The organism is Kordia periserrulae (genome assembly GCF_003054265.1).
Taxonomy (GTDB): domain Bacteria; phylum Bacteroidota; class Bacteroidia; order Flavobacteriales; family Flavobacteriaceae; genus Kordia; species Kordia periserrulae.
On sequence record NZ_QBKT01000007.1, the window covers coordinates 33,204 to 52,267 of the forward strand.

Annotated in this window: 18 protein-coding genes; 7 read left to right on the top strand and 11 right to left on the bottom strand. The window is 36.9% G+C overall.

Annotation, left to right across the window (positions count from 1 at the left end; all coding sequences use genetic code 11):
* Nucleotides 1–19: 19 nt before the first annotated feature.
* On the bottom strand, nucleotides 20–511 hold the full coding sequence (locus C8N46_RS14575; RefSeq protein ID WP_108115655.1) for a single-stranded DNA-binding protein: 492 nt from the start codon (nucleotides 509–511) through the stop codon (nucleotides 20–22).
* 42 nt (nucleotides 512–553) lie between these two features.
* Complete coding sequence (mutY, locus tag C8N46_RS14580) at nucleotides 554–1,591, bottom strand: A/G-specific adenine glycosylase (protein WP_108115656.1); 1,038 nt, start codon at nucleotides 1,589–1,591, stop codon at nucleotides 554–556.
* Nucleotides 1,592–1,721: 130 nt separating this feature from the next.
* Between mutY and C8N46_RS14585 the strand changes: the two genes are divergently transcribed.
* From C8N46_RS14585 to C8N46_RS14595, 3 genes are all read left to right on the top strand, one after another.
* Entirely contained in the window at nucleotides 1,722–2,012 is a 291-nt protein-coding gene (locus C8N46_RS14585; RefSeq protein ID WP_108115657.1) for an HU family DNA-binding protein, read from the top strand.
* Nucleotides 2,013–2,345: 333 nt separating this feature from the next.
* Entirely contained in the window at nucleotides 2,346–3,893 is a 1,548-nt protein-coding gene (locus tag C8N46_RS14590; RefSeq protein WP_108115658.1) for an Rne/Rng family ribonuclease, read from the top strand.
* 465 nt (nucleotides 3,894–4,358) lie between these two features.
* Nucleotides 4,359–5,048, top strand: a complete 690-nt coding sequence (locus C8N46_RS14595) for an alpha/beta fold hydrolase (RefSeq protein ID WP_108115659.1) — start codon at nucleotides 4,359–4,361, stop codon at nucleotides 5,046–5,048.
* Nucleotides 5,049–5,109: 61 nt separating this feature from the next.
* On the opposite strand, the gene C8N46_RS14600 is transcribed toward C8N46_RS14595, so the two are convergent.
* Nucleotides 5,110–9,627, bottom strand: coding sequence for a lamin tail domain-containing protein (locus C8N46_RS14600; RefSeq protein WP_108115660.1), 4,518 nt, complete (start codon nucleotides 9,625–9,627; stop codon nucleotides 5,110–5,112).
* 98 nt (nucleotides 9,628–9,725) lie between these two features.
* Here C8N46_RS14600 and C8N46_RS14605 point away from each other — a divergent pair, with 98 nt between their 5' ends.
* A complete protein-coding gene (locus tag C8N46_RS14605) occupies nucleotides 9,726–10,202 on the top strand; it encodes a regulatory protein RecX (RefSeq protein WP_108115661.1) in 477 nt (158 codons plus the stop codon).
* 3 nt (nucleotides 10,203–10,205) lie between these two features.
* Here the strand turns inward: C8N46_RS14605 and C8N46_RS14610 are convergent, their stop codons facing one another.
* From C8N46_RS14610 to C8N46_RS14625, 4 genes are all read right to left on the bottom strand, one after another.
* A complete protein-coding gene (locus tag C8N46_RS14610; protein WP_108115662.1) occupies nucleotides 10,206–11,078 on the bottom strand; it encodes a cupin-like domain-containing protein in 873 nt (290 codons plus the stop codon).
* 110 nt (nucleotides 11,079–11,188) lie between these two features.
* Nucleotides 11,189–12,298 carry a biotin synthase BioB gene (gene bioB / locus C8N46_RS14615; protein WP_108115663.1) on the bottom strand — a complete coding sequence of 370 codons (1,110 nt, stop codon included), beginning with the start codon at nucleotides 12,296–12,298 and terminating at the stop codon, nucleotides 11,189–11,191.
* Nucleotides 12,299–12,326: 28 nt separating this feature from the next.
* The gene (locus C8N46_RS14620) at nucleotides 12,327–12,590 is read right to left on the bottom strand and encodes a hypothetical protein (protein WP_108115664.1); all 264 of its coding nucleotides are present in this window, start codon (nucleotides 12,588–12,590) and stop codon (nucleotides 12,327–12,329) included.
* The gene (locus C8N46_RS14625; protein ID WP_146169835.1) at nucleotides 12,565–12,768 is read right to left on the bottom strand and encodes a hypothetical protein; all 204 of its coding nucleotides are present in this window, start codon (nucleotides 12,766–12,768) and stop codon (nucleotides 12,565–12,567) included. Before C8N46_RS14625 ends, C8N46_RS14620 begins: the two co-directional genes overlap by 26 nt.
* Nucleotides 12,769–12,921: 153 nt before the next feature.
* Between C8N46_RS14625 and C8N46_RS14630 the strand changes: the two genes are divergently transcribed.
* Nucleotides 12,922–13,224, top strand: coding sequence for a hypothetical protein (locus tag C8N46_RS14630; RefSeq protein WP_108115666.1), 303 nt, complete (start codon nucleotides 12,922–12,924; stop codon nucleotides 13,222–13,224).
* Between the two features lie 67 nt (nucleotides 13,225–13,291).
* Here C8N46_RS14630 and C8N46_RS14635 read toward each other — a convergent pair whose 3' ends face one another.
* The 3 genes from C8N46_RS14635 to C8N46_RS14645 are packed head-to-tail and all read right to left on the bottom strand — an operon-like array spanning nucleotide 13,292 to nucleotide 16,536.
* Nucleotides 13,292–14,689, bottom strand: coding sequence for a flotillin family protein (locus C8N46_RS14635; RefSeq protein ID WP_108115838.1), 1,398 nt, complete (start codon nucleotides 14,687–14,689; stop codon nucleotides 13,292–13,294).
* A 25-nt stretch (nucleotides 14,690–14,714) separates the two neighbouring features.
* Nucleotides 14,715–15,335 (bottom strand): hypothetical protein, encoded by a 621-nt coding sequence (locus tag C8N46_RS14640; protein ID WP_108115667.1) that lies wholly within the window; start codon nucleotides 15,333–15,335, stop codon nucleotides 14,715–14,717.
* A gap of 40 nt (nucleotides 15,336–15,375) precedes the next feature.
* Nucleotides 15,376–16,536 carry a beta-ketoacyl synthase N-terminal-like domain-containing protein gene (locus C8N46_RS14645; RefSeq protein WP_108115668.1) on the bottom strand — a complete coding sequence of 387 codons (1,161 nt, stop codon included), beginning with the start codon at nucleotides 16,534–16,536 and terminating at the stop codon, nucleotides 15,376–15,378.
* A 149-nt stretch (nucleotides 16,537–16,685) separates the two neighbouring features.
* Between C8N46_RS14645 and C8N46_RS14650 the strand changes: the two genes are divergently transcribed.
* Together C8N46_RS14650 and C8N46_RS14655 are read left to right on the top strand one after the other, a co-directional pair.
* Nucleotides 16,686–18,389 carry a response regulator transcription factor gene (locus C8N46_RS14650; protein ID WP_108115669.1) on the top strand — a complete coding sequence of 568 codons (1,704 nt, stop codon included), beginning with the start codon at nucleotides 16,686–16,688 and terminating at the stop codon, nucleotides 18,387–18,389.
* Between the two features lie 117 nt (nucleotides 18,390–18,506).
* Complete coding sequence (locus tag C8N46_RS14655; protein ID WP_146169836.1) at nucleotides 18,507–18,698, top strand: hypothetical protein; 192 nt, start codon at nucleotides 18,507–18,509, stop codon at nucleotides 18,696–18,698.
* 70 nt (nucleotides 18,699–18,768) lie between these two features.
* Here C8N46_RS14655 and C8N46_RS14660 read toward each other — a convergent pair whose 3' ends face one another.
* Entirely contained in the window at nucleotides 18,769–18,954 is a 186-nt protein-coding gene (locus C8N46_RS14660; RefSeq protein WP_108115671.1) for a class I lanthipeptide, read from the bottom strand.
* Nucleotides 18,955–19,064: the final 110 nt, after the last annotated feature.

The following is a 19,064-nucleotide window of genomic DNA, read 5'->3' on the forward strand; positions in this document are numbered from 1 at the left end:
GTGGTTAATTAAACTTCGATTAAAATGGCAAGTCATCATCTTCTTCAACATGCGAAGCTTGTGGCGCTTGCTGTTGTGGTTGCGCTGATGGCTGCGACGGTTGTTGCGCAGCTTGTGGATTCGGATTCGAAGCGTTTGCAGGCGTATTTGCCCCAGCATTGGCTTGCGATTCTTGTTTGGTAGACAAAAAGGTAAAATCGGTCACTTGAATTTCCGTTGTGTACCGCGTTTGTCCGTCTTCTCCTTGCCACTGTCTGTTTTTCAAACGACCTTCTACATATATTTTATCACCTTTGCTCAAATATTTTTCACAAATTTCTGCCGCTTTATTTCGTACAACTATATTGTGCCAATCTGTGTTTACCACACGCTCGCCTGTTTGTTTGTTAGTGTACGAATCGTTGGTTGCAATCGGAAAACGACCAATGCAGCCGCCACCTTCAAAGTAGTGCATTTTTACCTCATCGCCCAAGTGTCCTATCAACATTACTTTATTTAGTGTTCCGCTCATGTTGTAAAATTTATGTGTCTAATCAAATGTACTAAAAAACCATTAAAAATTGAATTCTTCTATAAAGTTTCCAATTAAAATGGGTACAGGATATTTTCGAATTTCCTGCAAAAGTATGCCATTTTTTAAATTCTCGGTAGTTTCTACTATCCAAAATGTAGTATGTAAATGTTGATGTGATAATTTGTGAATTTTCGCTTCCGTATTATATGGTGTAATGGAAAAGTTACGAAGTTGCACTAATGCTTTGATTTCTTCTTGATGCGAATGAATATCTGTAATTGCTTTTTTGGTTTCTAATAGCGGAAACTGATACAATCCTTGCCAAATGCCTTTTCCTGTGCGTTCTTCTAGAAGCGTCTCTGTTTCTTTAGCAATTACCACTAAATAATTGAACCAACGATGTTTTATTTTGGTTTTTTTCAACTTTACAGGCAACATCCCAACACGTTGATTTTTCAAACCTTCACAACTGTTGTTCAACGGACATACAATACAATACGGATTTTGTGGTTTGCATTGCACGGCTCCAAACTCCATAATTGCCTGATTAAAATTTGCAGGATCGTCTTCAGCAATCACTTCAAACGCCAATTCTTTAAACTTTTTGATGCCTTCGGTACTATTAATAGGAGTGTCAATATCAAAATATCTAGCTAAAACTCTGTACACATTTCCGTCAACTACAGGCGCAACTTCATCAAAACAAATAGAAGCAATGGCGCTCGCAGTGTAATCGCCCACACCTTTTAGTTGTAAAAGTTCTTTATAAGTACTTGGAAATTTTCCGTTATAATTTTCTACAATATCTTTTGCAGTATAGTGTAAATTCCGTGCGCGGGAATAATATCCCAATCCTTGCCAAAGTTTTAACACCTGCGATTCTTCGGCTTTTGCCAAATCGTACACTGTAGGAAATGCTGCTGTAAACTTCTCATAATAAGGCAATCCCTGCGCTACACGCGTTTGTTGCAGCATGATTTCTGATAGCCAAATTCGGTACGGATCTTTTGTTTTTCGCCATGGTAAATCGCGTTTATTTTGCAAATACCAGTGTATAATTTCTTTAGAAAAGTTCATCAAATCAAAATAATACGCAAAAATAAATGTTTATATCGTTAAATTTTAATCAATTAGAACATAAATATTATCTAATTAATTATATATTTGCATCCCTTAATTTTATAACGAATAAACAAAATATATTAAAATGACGAAAGCGGACATCGTAGCGAAGATTTCAGAAAAGTTAGGAATGGAAAAGAGTGAAGTACAGGCAACTGTAGAAACTTTTATGGAAGAAGTAAAAAATTCACTTGAAGGTGGAGACAATGTTTACTTGAGAGGTTTTGGTAGCTTTATCATCAAAACTAGAGCTGAAAAAACAGGTAGAAACATCTCTAAAAACACAACTATCAAGATTCCTGCACACAACATTCCTGCATTTAAACCTGCAAAAATCTTTGTTGAAGGAGTGAAAGACAACGTTAAAGTAAAGTAACAAAAAATACATTTATTAATTTAAAAACATAGAGCATTATGCCAAGTGGTAAAAAAAGAAAAAGACACAAGGTGGCTACGCACAAGCGTAAAAAAAGAAGAAGAGCCAACCGTCATAAAAAGAAGAAGTAGTTTGGTTAGCAAACTACTTCTTTATTTTATAGCTTTACAAGCTAAAAAGTAAAAACGTTCTTTGAAAAAAATTGCATGATTGCGCAAATACTACTGTCTTGTATTTGCAAACGCAACATGTATATTTATTAGGTAAAAACAATACCTGTGAAAATTGTTTAATCCATCTGTACATTATTGTATGGATAAAAATTAAATCAGAGTGAATAAAGAATTAATCATTAGATCCAATTCCTCTGAAGTTGATTTTGCCTTGCTAAAGGATGGAAAACTTATTGAATTACATAAGGAAGAGGACAATAATGACTTTGCCGTCGGAGATATATTTCTTGCCAAAATAAGAAAGCCTGTCTCTGGACTTAACGCAGCGTTTGTAAACGTAGGCTACGAAAAAGATGCCTTTTTACATTACCACGACTTAGGTCCACAATTACTCTCCTTATTAAAATTTATAAAACGTGTAAGCACAGGTAAATTAAAAGATTATACATTAAAAAACTTTCCGTTTGAACCTAATATTGACAAAAATGGTAGCATTATGGATGCTATAAAAGCCAATCAGTCAATATTAGTACAAATTGTGAAAGAGCCAATTTCGACCAAAGGTCCTAGAATTAGTTCGGAACTTTCTATTGCAGGACGATATATTGTACTTGTTCCGTTTTCGGAACGTGTTTCCATATCGCAAAAAATAGAAAGCAAAGAAGAAAAAGACCGATTAAAACGTTTGGTACTCAGTATCAAGCCTAAAGGTTTTGGCGTTATTGTACGTACAGTAGCTGAAGGCAAAAAAGTAGCTGAATTGGACCAAGACTTGCAAAACTTGTTGACAAAGTGGTCAACAATGTGCAAAAAGTTGTATAAAGCTCAACATCCGTCGAAAGTATTAAGTGAAATGAACAAAGCGTCTTCCATTTTGAGAGACATTTTTAACGAATCATTCACGGGAATTCAAGTAGATGATGAAGATCTTTATTATGAAATTAAAGAATACGTGCAAAAAATTGCACCTAAAAAAGAGTCTATCGTAAAATTGTACCAATCTAAAGTTCCTCTCTTTGAAAAATATGGAGTCGAACGACAAATTAAAACCTCTTTTGGAAAAACTGTTTCCATGAGTAAAGGCGCCTATTTAGTAATAGAACATACCGAAGCATTACATGTTATTGATGTAAATAGCGGAAATCGTTCTAACAAAGCCAAAACACAAGAGGATACTGCATTAGAAGTCAACCTAATTGCCTCAAAAGAAATTGCAAGGCAACTCCGATTACGAGATATGGGAGGAATTATTGTAATCGACTTTATCGATATGACCAATGCAGAACACCGAAGAACTCTATTTGATCATTTGAAGACAGAAATGAAAGATGATAGAGCGAAACATAAAATATTACCTCCTAGCAAATTTGGTTTGGTACAAATTACGCGACAACGAGTACGACCGGAAGTAAATATTAAAACAAGAGAAGTAAACCCTAATGGAACTGGTAGCGAAGTGGAAGCACCAATTGTTCTTGTGGATAAAATTACAACCGATCTAGAAAGAATTTTAGCCAAGAAAGATGGCTTTAACGGGATTACGCTCAACACACATCCGTTTATTGCAGCGTATCTCACAAAAGGATTTCCATCCATCCGTTTTAAGTGGTTTTTAGAACACAAAAAATGGGTAAAAATATTACCAAGAGACGCTTACACGTATCTAGAATATCGTTTTAAAGATAAAAACGATGAAGTCTTAAACTAACCAAAAGCGACCGAAATTCGGTCGCTTTTTTTGTTTGTAGTAGTCCGAGTTGGAAACTTGAATCAACTTTGAAAAGCTATCTAATCTTTTAAAAGTTCTAATTTGTTTGTTCGAGCTTACAGCTCGGACTAGCTTGATTGTTCATTTCATGTACCCAAACATCTCGTGTCATTGGTTTCGTCTTGACAATGGTGTGTTTCAGACCCTGTAGTTGTTGGACAAACATTAGAAGGGCATGCAGCTTTTACTGAACCTCCAACTATTTTCCTTGAACAGTTAATTTTGGCAATACTCAATTTCGTCAATGATAATTTTTTAGTTTTTTTCTTCATAATAACTGGTTTTAATAGTAATACCATAAAAATACAATTAAAATAGGCTTATATTTTAAAGTCATTGAAATTCCATATGTGACTTGAGTAGTATTATATTTTATTTCACAGTGATTTTATGTACTTTTAAGTCATGAAACACAACAACTTACTCCTACTTCACGGTGCTTTGGGAAGCGAAGCACAATTGCAACCGCTTCAACAACTGCTTTCAAAAGATTTTAATGTACATACACTCAACTTTGAAGGTCACGGCGGACGTAAGTCGAATCGTGGGTTTGCTATGGAATATTTTGCGGAGAATGTTGTGGAAAAGCTTCAAGAATTGAAAATTTCTCAAACACATATTTTCGGCTATAGTATGGGCGGATATGTGGCGTTAACACTCGCGAAAAAGCATCCAGAAATGGTTGATAGTATTGTGACATTGGGCACCAAGTTCAATTGGAGTTTGGAAAGCGCGCAACAGGAAGTCAACATGTTAAATCCTTCCAAAATTGAAGAAAAAGTACCCGCTTTTGCAAAACATCTCCAACAATTACATCATCCAAACGATTGGAAAGAAGTCCTACAAAAAACAGCAGATATGATGTTAGCACTAGCAAACGGAAAACGCCTGACAGACGATGATTTACAACAAATTCCACACAAAGTGCTTATTGGAATCGGCTCTTTAGATACTATGGTAAGCGTTGCAGAATCTGAACATGCTGCTGCACTAGTATCAAACGGAACAATTAACATTTTAGAAGGTGTAAAACATCCTATTGAAAAAGTGGATATGAATATCTTAGCTGCTGTGATTCATGATTTTTTAGCGTGATTTTTTTCGAAAACGCAACCATCGACTCCATCACTTTTTTAGTATTGCTTTTTTAAAATATTTATCGTGTAATTTTCTTAACTACTGAACCTTTTTCAGTATCAATAACAACGATATATACGCCAGAGGCCATATCGTGAAGTGATATTTTTTTGTTCATATTTGACGTGCTTCCTATCAATTGTCCGACTACAGAATATACTTTGACACTTTTAATTTCTGTGCGTGTACGCTGTTGAATTTCGATTTCTTTATTATTGTTTAAATAGACTGCTAAAGCATTATCTGGCAACACTTCTTCATCTACACTTAGAATGTTGTTAATGAATTGCAACTGAAATCTGTTTGGAAATGTTCCGTCCGTAGTTGTAAATGTGTACGGAGCAACTTTTAAATTGTGCGTAATATTTAAGTCTAAATCTTTCAAAAATACATCCACATCCGCTGTATTTAAAATTCCTTCTATTTGGTCAATACTGATAGTAATGTTTCCTAAAACTGCTGAATCGTAGCCCAAAGGAACGATATCCGTATCTGTAAACGTTGGTCGTCCTTGAATTCCGTATGTATGTGTGTCATCTTTTGAGTAGAAACGTAAATAATTGAAACCATTCAATCGAATTCCGTCGTATAAACGGTCTTTTTGCAAAGTGGCATCGTCTAAAAATCCTATCAATATTTGGCTAAAAGCACCATCGGCATTGGTAAGATTCAACCAAATACGATTGCGTTCTTGCGTTTCTTCAGCTTCTATAGATTCTTCCGTTATAAATGCATCATCATCGGTAGCCTGTCTGTAAAAGTTACTATTATCATACGCACTACTTCGCAAACTGTTGTTAAATGTAACAGAACCTGCTGTAATGGCTTCTAAAAAGAAACCTTGTCCAGAAGCTATAAAACCTGTCGGCGCCGTACTTCCACTTACGGAACTGGTACCAACACTTCCTACAGCATTGTACATAGCATAATCGTCGGTACTAAAATTATACAAATCAGGTCCAGGATTTGACATAGAGGCGTCATCAACATGCGTCCAAAAATATAAGGTCCCTGTAATATTCGTATTTAACGCTACAAAATCATCCGCGCTAATCGCAGAAGGATAAGGATTTCCGACTAAATTCCAATCGTCATCAGCATCTGTGTTATCTGCACTTAAACTGATGGAAGAAGTAATCACTCCATTGTTGACCGCACCGCTAAAGGTAACAGCTTCCGTCCGAGGAAAACTTCCCGTAGTTGGTCCCATCACTGCATACCCAACGCCAGGCGTCATGGTACTTGCAGAAGTTACATTTGACCATACATCATTATTGTCATCAATTTCATCATTGTCTAAATCTTCATAATTAGAAGCTACATACGCATATGCTCTATCCATTCGCCAAGTTCCTAATGCTCCTCCTATAGTTTCACTTACTACTGGTGAAGACCAATAGGTATAATCGTATTGCTCAAAGGAAGTCGTTGTTTTTTCAACAGTAATTGTACCGTTGGCTGTTACAACGCCAGTATCATCCACCATAACCAACGAACCTTGATTCGCAACGGTGAGTGTTCCTCCACTATTTACCGTTAAATCGTTTTGAATGTCTATAAAAGTTCCGCTAGGAATCGTTGTTGTTACTCCCGTGTCAATTGTTAAAGAACAAACTGTTAAATCGCCATTGACAGAAGTATCGTAATTTCCCGATAAAGTAACTACTCTCGACCTATCTGGAGTTCCGTTACTCCATGCAGAACCATTCCAAGAGGTAATCCCTTCTTCATGTTCTCCCAAATACGGATTGGTTCCTGAAGCTGGACTTGCAACCTCAGTATCAGTAAATTCTACCCAATCGGTTACATCAAACGTCGTTGATGGTCCTGTTGCCACGCAAGAGTTTCGCACAAAACATCTACGGTCGCCCCAAAGTGTTCCATCACCAATCACATCTACTCTATTTGCCCACGTAGTGCTATCGTTTGTAGTTGAAATGATTACCAAATCGTCACCGCTAAACATACTTGCTGCTGCCGCAAAGCTAAATGTTGGATTTCCGTCATAACCAACTTCTCCTGGAGTTGCGTATGCAGGTATGGTAGCGCTATCGTGTTTATAGCGCCTTACCTCATCCACAGCCATATCTGTACTGATAAGTATATTGTTATTAACTGAAGGCGAACCGCCCAAAGTAGGATCAGCTGCAGCTGGATTATCAGCATCTGCATTGTTTAATATTACGATGTAGTATGTATTTGCTGGAATGATTGCACCACTTACGTTTTTTACCTCAATCCATTTATTAATTCCTGCTCCTTCATAATACTGCGTAATCATAATATCTCCTGAACCCGCACCGTCGTTGTCTGTGATGGTTAAGGTATGTGTTGTATTTGTTCCAATACTTGCCGAAGTTCCTCCAGAAGCATTTTGCAAGTTTAAAATCACCGTTTCACTTGGCTCTACTACCGCATCATCGTTTGAGATGAAAATAGTGATACATTCATTTGTTGAAGAACCTGCTGGAAACGTCAGTGTTACTGGAAATGAAATTGCCGCTGGCGTTCCTGCTCCATCGTCATAATCGGTTCCATTGGTTGCTGTACTTGCACCATCTAAGGCAACTTCTACCGTAGTGGCAACAGAACCGCTCGGATTTGTGATAGCAACGCAAATATCAATAAAAGCACCATCTTCCGCTAGTGTAGAGCTTGTAGCTACAAATTGAACTTGTGTTTGAGAACATGGAGAAATTAGCGCGTTAGTTCCTGGCGATCCACCATTTAGAACTTCTTGCCAGTTGGTTCCTGTATCAGAATTATCTAACGTAGCGTCAATGACATGCAAAGAAGCATCATTTCCATTAGCCCCATCAGTATTAGAATAGGTTACCACGTCAGCAACCGTAGTTCCATCAGCTGCAAATAGCGTAATGGTTGCGGAAGAATTCACCAAATTATTTGTGTTATTAGTACTTGCATCTTCACCTTCATCTGGTGTAAAGTTACATCCTGGGTTGTAGGTTCCATCGCCATTACTTCCTAATGAAATCGTAATACAGGCGCCATCGGCTAGTGTGGTACTTCCTCCAAAGGTATGCTCTGTTATTCCGCCAACATCAATAATATAAGAACTAATGTCTTGCAAACTTCCAGAAACATTACAAATTTCTATCCATTCGTCATCAGTCCCTGAAGTATTATACATGATTTCCGTAATCACCACATTGGCTGTTGGCGGTGGATTGATAGTTAAGATTCCTGAATTATAGGTCACAGGATCCCAAAAATTCCCCATATTATCTGCTAGAATTCCACCATACGTGAAATCACTACTATTTATTCTAAATCGTGATGCGTAGTAATACGTTCCTGCGGTTAATGCTGAACCAATTTCTGCGGTATATTGATCGTTATTTCCACTGTCTGAATCGTACGTCGCTGCAACCCAAGTCCAACCTGCATCGGTTCGTGGGTCATTATCTGTCGTATTGTAACCAATCCATGCTTCTACATTTGCGCCTTGTCCAACAGCATCGGTTATTCCTGGTTCATATACTTGGGCATATACATTGAAAGTATCTCCTTGCGTGATGGTTGCTGTTTTTGGAAAATCTACATTGCAAAAGTCTGCAACATCAGGGTTTACGGTTAATTGTACAGAATCATTATTCCAAACGCCGCCTGATCCTCCATAGGTAAAATTACAGCTATTCAATCGAAAACGACTTGCATAATAATAGGTTCCTGTTGGCAATGCAGAACCGATTTCTGCACTAAATTCATCATTATTTCCTGATTGTACATTGAATGTTGCCGAAATCCACGTCCAGCCAGCTCCTACACTTGGGTCATTATTGGTGGTGTTGTAACCAATCCATGCTTCTACACCAGTTCCCGCTCCTGCTGCTTCGGTAACTCCCGGTTCATATCCTTGAGCAAATACTGTAAAGCTATCGCCTACTGTAATGGTTTGTGAAGTTGTCGGGAATTGTACATTGGCGAAGTCCATCGCGTCTGTACAGGAAGCCGAAACTGTTCCGTTGACGATGATATCATTTCCAGTACCTTCAAATCCTCCAGAACCGCCTGTAGCTTCTGCCCAGCCGTAAATTCGATACGTTACGGCCGCTGTATTTCCTGTTTGGTTCACCGTAAATGTAATGGTTTGCACGCTTGTATTATCGGCAATTGCCATTTCAGTATCAATATTAGCTGCATAAGCGTCTATAGAACTCCGCAAGGCAATGCCTCTTAACCCTGTTCCTGAACGCTGCACATTGAATACCATTGTTGTAACGTTAAACTCAAAACCACTGTTGGGTGTAATGGTAAATTCCATATAGTCATTACCCGAAACCGCATTGGCAATACTAGTTGTTGCCCATGATTGTGCGTTAAATCTGTTTGCATTATTGGAAGCTGTAAGTCCGCTACCTCTGGTGATTGTCGAAGTTGTTAAATTTGCATCATTTGAATTTGATACTGCTGAAGTTTCATTTCCGGCTAATCCGTTAAAGTCAAATGTTAAGATTTGAGCTTGACTGAATAAACACATTAGAAAAAAGAAAACTGGGGTTATTTTTTTTTTCATACCGCTGCATATTAAATACCTACAATAATACTAGATAATTATTTAATAATCAAAAGCATTATTTTTGTTTGTGTGAATAAATAGTTATTTTTTTGCTCATGCCTTTAGATAAAAAATCGTATTCTCTTACAGAAGCTATCATAAAAATACAACAATTTTGCGTATATCAAGATCGTTGTCATAAAGAAGTTGTGGAAAAGTTACAAAATATGAACATGATTCCTGATGCGATTGATGTTATTGTGACGAAATTGATTGAGGATAATTTTTTGAATGAAGAGCGTTTTTCTAAGAGTTTTGCTAGAGGAAAGTTTCGCATCAAAAAATGGGGACGATTGCGTATTGTAAGAGAATTAAAGTTTCGAAATATTTCAAAATACAATATTGATATTGCTTTGAAAGAAATTGAAGAAAACGAGTATTTAAAAACATTGGACGAGTTGGCTGAAAAAAGAGCCAATGCTGTTAAAGAGACTAATCCGCTAAAGCGAAAAAAGAAAATTGCTGATTATTTATTGTATCGCGGTTGGGAATCGCATTTGGTGTATGAGAAAATTAATGAATTGGTGAAATAGTTTTTATACAGCAATATTATTTTTGCGATGCGTTCTAACAATCGCTTCCTCGTTTTTCCAATCAATCCACTTTTGACCTTTCATTCTGCGCATCAAATTATCGTAATGACGCATGATGAAAATATTATACAATGCTTTTCCTAAATTTTTAGGTTTTCTTGCAATGGCACGAAGACTCATAGAGAATCCTGGTGTAATGTATTTCATATAATGCCACCAACCTTCGGGCATGTATAAAATATCACCATGTTCTAAATTGGCTATATGTCCTTCTGCTTTTTGTAAGGCTGGCCATTTTTCAAAATCTGGATTTGAAAAGTCGATATCTTCACGAACAATCAACGAATGTGGAATTTTATAGAGATAATCGCTTTGTTTTTGATCGAATAGAATGCATTGCTTTTTTCCTTCAAAATGAAAGTGAAAAATATTCGCCAAATCGATATCATAATGCATAAAGGTATACGAGTCTTTCCCGCCAAAAAATAACATTGGTAAGGATTTCATCAATTTCAAACCAAAGTCAGGATAGCTATAATCATCTTGCAATGACGGGACTTCTTTTAGAATATTCCACAAGAAAATACGGTATTTAGTAGGCTCACTTTTGAGTAAATCTACATACTCTGCCATTTTCATTTTGGCATGTGGTTCGTTAAAACCGTCTTTATAATCTACAGGTCTGTCGTCATAGAGCGGCACTTCTTTATCGCCTGCAACTTCCTTCATGTAGTCCAAACTCCATTTGGTGTACGCAGGCCAATCTTCAATAAAATTCTCTATCACCACAGGTTTTTGTGGCTTAAAGTAGTTTTTAATGAAGTCTTCTTTGGTAATATTTTTAACCCTTGGAATTTCTTGCAGATTCAGTTTCAAAGTTCTAACGTTTTGTAAAGCTAAGTTACTAAATTGTTATCAAATATGCTTTTGTAAGCTACAAAAGAGCTCAAAAATTGAGCCCTTTTACAATTATTTTTGATTATTTTCTATTGTTTTTTAGCCAAAACCGCTTCTTTCATTTTTTCTTTTGCTTGCTCGTTTCGCTCAATGGTATGATCTGGACGTGACCATTTTGGCTTTTCTCCTAACGATTGGTATTGCGAATCGGTTGCTTCTACCGTTTTTGGCTGTACCTTTTTGGTGAATGGTTTTTGTGGATTTAATCCTAGCAATTCAAACATTTTCATGTCTTCATTCACGTCTGGATTAGGTGTCGTCAACAACTTATCTCCCGCAAAAATAGAGTTCGCTCCTGCAAAGAAACACATGGCTTGTCCTTCTCTACTCATATTGGTTCGTCCTGCAGATAAACGTACTTGCGTTTCTGGCATTACAATTCGCGTAGTGGCGACCATGCGAATCATTTCCCAAATTTCTACCGGTTTTTCGTTTTCTAGCGGCGTTCCATCAACGGCAACTAATGCGTTAATTGGCACAGATTCTGGTTGTGGATTTAAGGTTGATAAAGCAACTAGCATTCCCGCGCGATCTTCTACCGATTCGCCCATTCCGATAATTCCACCACTACAAACCGTTACGTTGGTTTTACGAACATTGTCAATGGTTTCCAAACGATCTTCGTAACCACGTGTAGAAATGACTTCTTTATAATATTCTTCCGATGAATCTAAGTTATGATTATATGCATATAAACCTGCCTCTGCCAAACGCTTTGCTTGATTTTCTGTCACCATTCCTAACGTACAACATACTTCCATGTCTAACTTGTTAATGGTACGCACCATTTCTAGCACTTGATCAAATTCTGGTCCGTCTTTTACATTTCGCCAAGCAGCGCCCATACATACACGCGAACTTCCAGAAGCTTTGGCGCGTAAGGCTTGTGCTTTTACGTGCGAAACTGTCATTAAATCGTTGCCTTCAATATCGGTATGATAGCGTGCTGCTTGTGGACAATACCCGCAATCTTCTGGACAACCGCCCGTTTTTATGGATAGTAATGTGGAGACTTGTACGGTGTTTGGGTCGTGATGTACTCTGTGTACCGTTGCTGCTTCGTACAACAGTTCCATCATTGGTTTGTTATAAATTTCTATGATTTCTTCTTTCGTCCAATTGTGTCGTATGTTGCTCATAAAAAAGTTAGTTTGGTGACAAAAATAGTTATATCCATTTAGATTCTGCTTCTGTAGCGTCTAAAATATCAATTTTTAAGATTTCTGCAATTTGTTTCGCTACTTTAAAAGCGTCTTCTTTGTCTGTTGTAGCGTATGCTTTGATGCGATGATTTCCGTTGTAGAATAAATTGAGCACAATGATATCATTTTTTACGGTCGCTTCTGCTGATAACGCTCTCACTTTTGCCGATTCGGTGGTACTGAATACAGAAACATATTCAATTTCAGGTAAATTCTTGCCAAGTTCCATAACGAATCCCAAAAAGTTCTATAAACGTTCGGTAACGTTTGATATCTAAATCAATTTCAGAACCATCTTTGTTAAAGAAAAAAACAGACATTCCGCTGAAAATCATTCCAAATAAGTTTCCAGTTATCATCCATGCGACGCCCATAAAAAAGAAAGCCACACCAAATATATACCGCATGATGGGAACTTTTCTTTTAAAGATAATTTTATTATTTTTCATAATTGACTAGCATTCAAAAAGTTATATCAAAATATTTTCCTGACTGATTTACTTGTTAATTTTTGTAATCTTTTTACTTATATTTACTGCTGAATTTTTAAATTATATAAAATGAAAAAATTATTACTATTAACGGTTTGCGTATCATTTTTCCTAACTAGTTGTGGAACGGTTGGTTATGTATCAACGCCTTCAACTTATGACAATGCAGGCAAAAAAGTTACCGTTACCATGAAAGGTACCAACATTTTAGGATTAAGTCCATTAGACGCTCAGAAAAAAGCTGAATCAGCACTTCAGGAGTTACGAGACAAATGTGGTGGTGAGGTTGTAAATGTTACTACGACAGTTTCTATGAAGGGATTCTTCATCTTCGGTTTTGAGAAATTAGAAATGTCAGGAAACTGCAAATAAGCTTTCTGCATAAATAGCAAAACATTTCAAAGCCGTTTTATTTAATCATAAAAACGGCTTTTTTTATTTATTGCTCTTCTGAATCCTCCGAAGTTGTCATTTCCGAAGCTTCTTCAGCCTTCGCTACATCTTTACCTTTTAAATATTCAGGCAATTCCATTCCTGCCATGTTGAACATTTCTTGCAATGGTGGCACCGCTTTGTACATGCCTGAGATGAAATTGGACGTAGAGGTTTTACCGTCTTTTCCGCCGTTTCCACCTTCCCAAACAGTTACTTTATCAATTTTAATGTTTTTGATAGCTTCTGCTTGAAGTTTTACCAATTCTGGCAATTTGTCTGCGATTAATAATAAAACGGCATCTTTGGAATTATTGCCAGCCGCTTTTACGATTTCTTCCAAACCAGCTGCTTGCTTGGTTAATACTTCGTACTGACCTTGTGCTTCGGCTTGTGCTTTGAAAAGGATAGCATCTGCCTCACCTTTGGCTTTTCTACGAATGCGTTCTGCTTCTGCCTCAGCGTCGATTTCTACTTTACGTTTATCAATTTCCGCAGGTACAATAATATCTGCCATTTGAGAAGATCGTTCTCTTTCTGCTCTTGCAATTTCCGCTTCGCGTTCTGCTCCGTATGATTCTTCTAAGGCTTTTGCGGATTGTACTTTTTCAGATGCTATTGCCACACGTTCTGCTTCTGCTTCTCGTTGTCTACGTAAGGAATCAGAGTTTGCAACTGCAATTTTCGCGGTGTTTTCTCCTTCTACTGCTTGTGCATTTGCTGCGGCAACTTGTGTACGTTCGTCTTGTAATGCGTTTGCTTCACCAATAGAACCATCTCTATTTTTCTCAGCAACCGATTTACGCGCTGCGTTGATTGCGTGTGCTGCTGCTTCTTTACCAAGTGCTTCAATATAACCAGATTCGTCAACGATATCTGTAATGTTTACGTTGATCAATTTTAAACCTACTTTCTTTAATTCCGATTCGACACTTTCAGAAATATTCGTTAAGAATTTATCTCTATCCGAGTTAATTTCCTCAATATCCATCGAAGCTACTACCAAACGCAATTGACCAAAAATGATTTCCTGTGCCAATTCTTGAATTTCGTGTTGTCCCAATCCAAGCAAACGTTCTGCAGCATTTTGCATTACGCCAGGTTCGGTAGAAATACCAATGGTAAATCGAGAAGGTACATTGACACGAATGTTTTGTTTACTTAATGCATTTACCAAGTTTACTTCTATAGAAATTGGTGTTAAATCTAAGTATTCATAGTCTTGAATAACCGGCATAATGAACGCGGCACCACCGTGAATACATTTTGCGGATTGTCCGCCACCTACTTTTCCGTATACCACTAAGATTCTGTCGGAAGGACAACGTTTGTATCGACGGATAAATACCGTAATTAGCAAGAAGATAAAGAGTCCCGCAGCCACTATCAGGATAAGTCCTGACATTTCGCCTAGCGCGCTGCCATCACCACTATTTTGCATTTGCAATAAGAGGAGTGCTTTTGTCATAATTTGTGTTGTTTATTGGTTGAACGATTAATATTCCAGTTCCTGTAATGTCAGTAACTTCTACCACAGTACCTGTTTTGAGTGTTTCATTGCTATCGGCAAGTGCGTCGAGTTCGCGCAAAGCACCTTGTACATTGACGTGTACCTTTCCTATTTTGGAGCGATTTGGACCAATGCTTAAATACACTTCGCCTACGTTTCCAACGGCATTTTCAAGTTTGAGAGTTCCACTACTTACCAATTTGTTGATATAGTAAATGAGTGTTGCCATAACAAACATCATTGCCAAACCTGCTAGCGTTGAAATTAAAATAGTGACACCTTTTCCAAACCCTGCATTGATACAAGAGATTCCTGCCCAACTAAAAATGGTAAAGAATGCTACCAAGTTTTTGAAGGTAAAAAACTGAAATCCGATTCCAGTATCACTTTCTATTTCGGCATCTACGTCACCATCAACGCCGTCTGCATCGCCTACTAAAAACGTAGTGATTAAGACAAATACAAAAATCGTTGATGATATGGCCGCAATGATCCAATACGATTTTTCAAAAGTTGTTAATGCTGAAAACCAATCTCCCATGATGTACGGTTTTTAAGGTGTTATTATTATTGTTTGAAATTTAGTCTTTGGTTAGCAATACGGATACTGCATTTCCTCCAAATCCGACCGCGTTGACTAAAATCGTGTTTAGTGGTTTCGGTTGTTTTTCTTTTTCAAGATACGGAATTGAAACAAATTTTTGTTGCTGTATCATTAAAATCGCTAATTCTACACTTAATATTCCTGAAGCTCCAAAAGTGTGACCTATTTTCCATTTATTCGTAGTTAGTTTTGGAATTTCGTTACAAAATATTTTTTTGATAGCTTGATATTCTGCCAAATCACCTTTAATCGTTCCTGGCGCGTGCAGAACGATGGCATCAATTTCTTCTGGCAAAAAATCTTGCAACGCCATACGCATCGATTTTTCAAAACAGATACCTTCTGCCGAGATTGACGTATTGTGCGTTAAAATTTCTGTGGCATAGCCAATGCCTCTAATTTTTGCTAAAGCGTTACTTTTTTCGCCTTTTTCTAAGCAAATTGCTGCTGCGCCTTCGCCCAAAATCATGGTGTTGTGATTTTTTTCTAAGTCTAATGAAAGACAAGGATAAGCAGCTTCATTTTTAGCGTAAATGTGTAATGCTTGCATTTGCGCAATGGTGAATGGTGTGAGCGGCGCTTCACTTCCTCCAACTAAAAATTTTTCTGCCATTCCCGATTGCAACCAGGCAATTCCGTTCAACAAGGCATGCAAAGCGGTAGAACAGGTAATGGAATGTGAAATTTGTGGACCAGCAGTTTGCAAATCGTGCGCAACCCATGACGAAATATTTCCTAAAGTTGTGGTTGGCGAACTTAGTGTTGCAGCATGTTCATTTTTTAAATATTCTTGATGGTATTTTTCAAAAAGTGTGGTGGCACCTCTTGAAGAACCGATGTTGATTCCGAAGTCGTTTTCCGCGTTCCAACCAGCATTTTCAACCGCTATGCGCGATGCTAATATTGCATACAATACACTATCGTCTAGATTTTTATATTTAGCATTGGAATTTTTTAAAGTTTCAACAGCTACTTTTGCATCTTTAGAAAGTGACGCTGTATATATGTTTTGTTGTTGAATTGTTTCTTGGTGAAAACAATGAGAATCATTGGTGTACTGTTTCCAAATTTCGGCTTGCGCAATTCCCAGTGGAGACACCGAGCCCAAGCCTGTTATTGAAATACCATCATGCATCATAGAATCCTAAATTAAGAGTGCTAATATCGTAAGAAATGTGATGATTTGCTAACATTTGTACACGAGTTTATATTTCTGTTCGTTCGTAACAAATACCAAATAAAAGTGTCTTTATAATACATTATTTTTGCAGTACTAAACTACCATTTATGAATTTCCGAATATTTTTAGTCATTGTTATTGCGTTTTTCGCCTTGCCAATTTCAGCAAATCCGCAAGATTCTTTGTCTATTTTTAAAGAAAAGAAACTATCACAACAATTTGCATACGTAAAAGAAAGACTGAATACTTCCGTAGAAATGATGCCCTATATTAACGAGTTGCTAAAAGCTGCACGTTCAGAAAAAGACACCAATTTTATGGCGCAATCGTATTATTTGAAGCATCGCGTGTATCGAAAAAATAAATTGTATTCAGAGGCACATGCGGCGATTGACAGTGCGATTTCGTTAGCACAATTGCAGCAGAAAGATTCGTTGTTAGGTTCGTTTTATCATGCTAAAGGCGCTACTTTTTATATCGCTTCTCAATACAGTGAAGCGTTGGAATTGTATTTAAAAGCCTATGATGTGATGCGTGTTTCAGGTTCTATTAGTAACCGATTGACGTTGGAGTTTGATGTGGCAACTATCAAATTGAAAGTTGGAAAAACTGCAGAAGCATTAGCCGAATTTGATAACATCATTCGCTCGTACGATTCCTTGCTTACACAAAAACCAGATTCGCGCTTTTTAAAAATTCGATTTGTAAAAATGTTGAATAATACCGCTAAATCCTATACAGAAGCAGGCATGTTTCAACGCGCGCATGACTTGTATTCGAAGAGTTTGGTATTGAGTGAAACTACTGATTTTTTATCTGGAAAGTGTATCGCTATTGGCGGAAAAGGAAATGTATTTACGGCACAACAAGCCTACGAAAAAGCACTGGTAAAGTTAGACGAAGCTTTAAAAATTTCCACAAATCACGAAGATTTATATTTGATTACACCTTTTTTATTGCTTGATAAAGGAAAATGTTGGTTTGGGTTGAATGATTATGAGAAAGCATTGAACTATTTTAGGGAAACCGACGAAATTATTCAAGAAAAACAATTGAATTTTGTGGGATTGGACGAAACCTATCAGTGGTTGGCAAAAACATACGTTCAGCTTGGAAACTATGAAAAAGCCACAGAAATTTATGACCAGTATATTGAACGAAAAAATATAAGTACTGACAGACGTTTTGAGTTGTACAAAACTATTTTTGAAGGTTACGATTTAAAAAACGTCGAATACCGCGCTGATAAAGCAGAAAAAAGTTCCAATTTGTTTAAAAATTATTTTTCACAAGCAATGGTCGCGATTGTGCTTATTGTAATTGCATCAGGAATTTTTTTCGTGTATTATAGAAATCGTCAAAAGCAGAAATTAGCAAAATTTCACACACTCATTCAAGAACTTAAAGAAAAAGAAAGTTCCACAGAAAACGCATCACAGAAAGGCTATGTGTTGTCCGATGAAAAAGCCGCGAAGATTTTGGAGTATTTGGAAAAATTAGAAGCAAAACAATTCTTTCTTGACGCTAAATACAACTTGGCTACATTGGCGAAAAAGTGTCATACCAATTCGAGTTATCTGTCAAAAGTCATCAATCAATACAAGGAGAAAACTTTTTCAGAATATATGAATGATATGCGAATTGATTATGTGTTGACTGCCTTAAAGAATGATAAAAAATTGCGTTCGTATACGGTGCAATCTATTGCAGAAGAAATTGGTTTTAAGAAGTCCGAATCATTTGCCAAAGCATTTAAAAAACGTACAGGATTCAACCCTTCATATTATATTAAAAACCTTGAAAATCTGTAGTTTATAGAGAAAAAATTACATGCCGATTTTCATAAAAATCGTTTCCCTTTCTTGGGATTGTATAAGATATTTGAATTTCTTCGCAGGTAAATTCACTTAATATTTAATATGAAAACTATGATTCCCAAGAAATTAACTTTAAAGAAAGTAACTGTAGCAATTCATCAGGTATATGGCGGAGAAAATACGTCTCAAGAAAATCCAGAAGACACGGAAAATCCGACACTATCTAGCGCGTATCACCAACCGACTGAAAATGACGACACCAATCGTATGTTTTTAAGTGTCGATGTAGATATTTGTGTGTAAGAGTTTAAATCACTTCAATTTGAAAAACCAGCGAAGTATATTTCGCTGGTTTTTTTTGATGTTGTGTTACCTATTGACAAAAACACCAGCTTTGAGTTCCTCCATAGCGAGAAGGTGCTGGACAATTACAAATAGGACCAATAAATGTTTTTGTGTACGTGTCTTCCGTATCCCATCCGCCAGACACATTTTCAATTTGTAAGTTAGAAACTGCTTTTTTGTTTAAGCTTAACGACTTTAATTGTTGTTTTTTCATATTGTGATTTTTGTGATTAAACAATACTCAAAACTAAGAGTGTTTTTGGGCTGACACAAGCCACTATATACGGTTTTCATGAAAAGTAGACACGATTTTTATGAAAATCG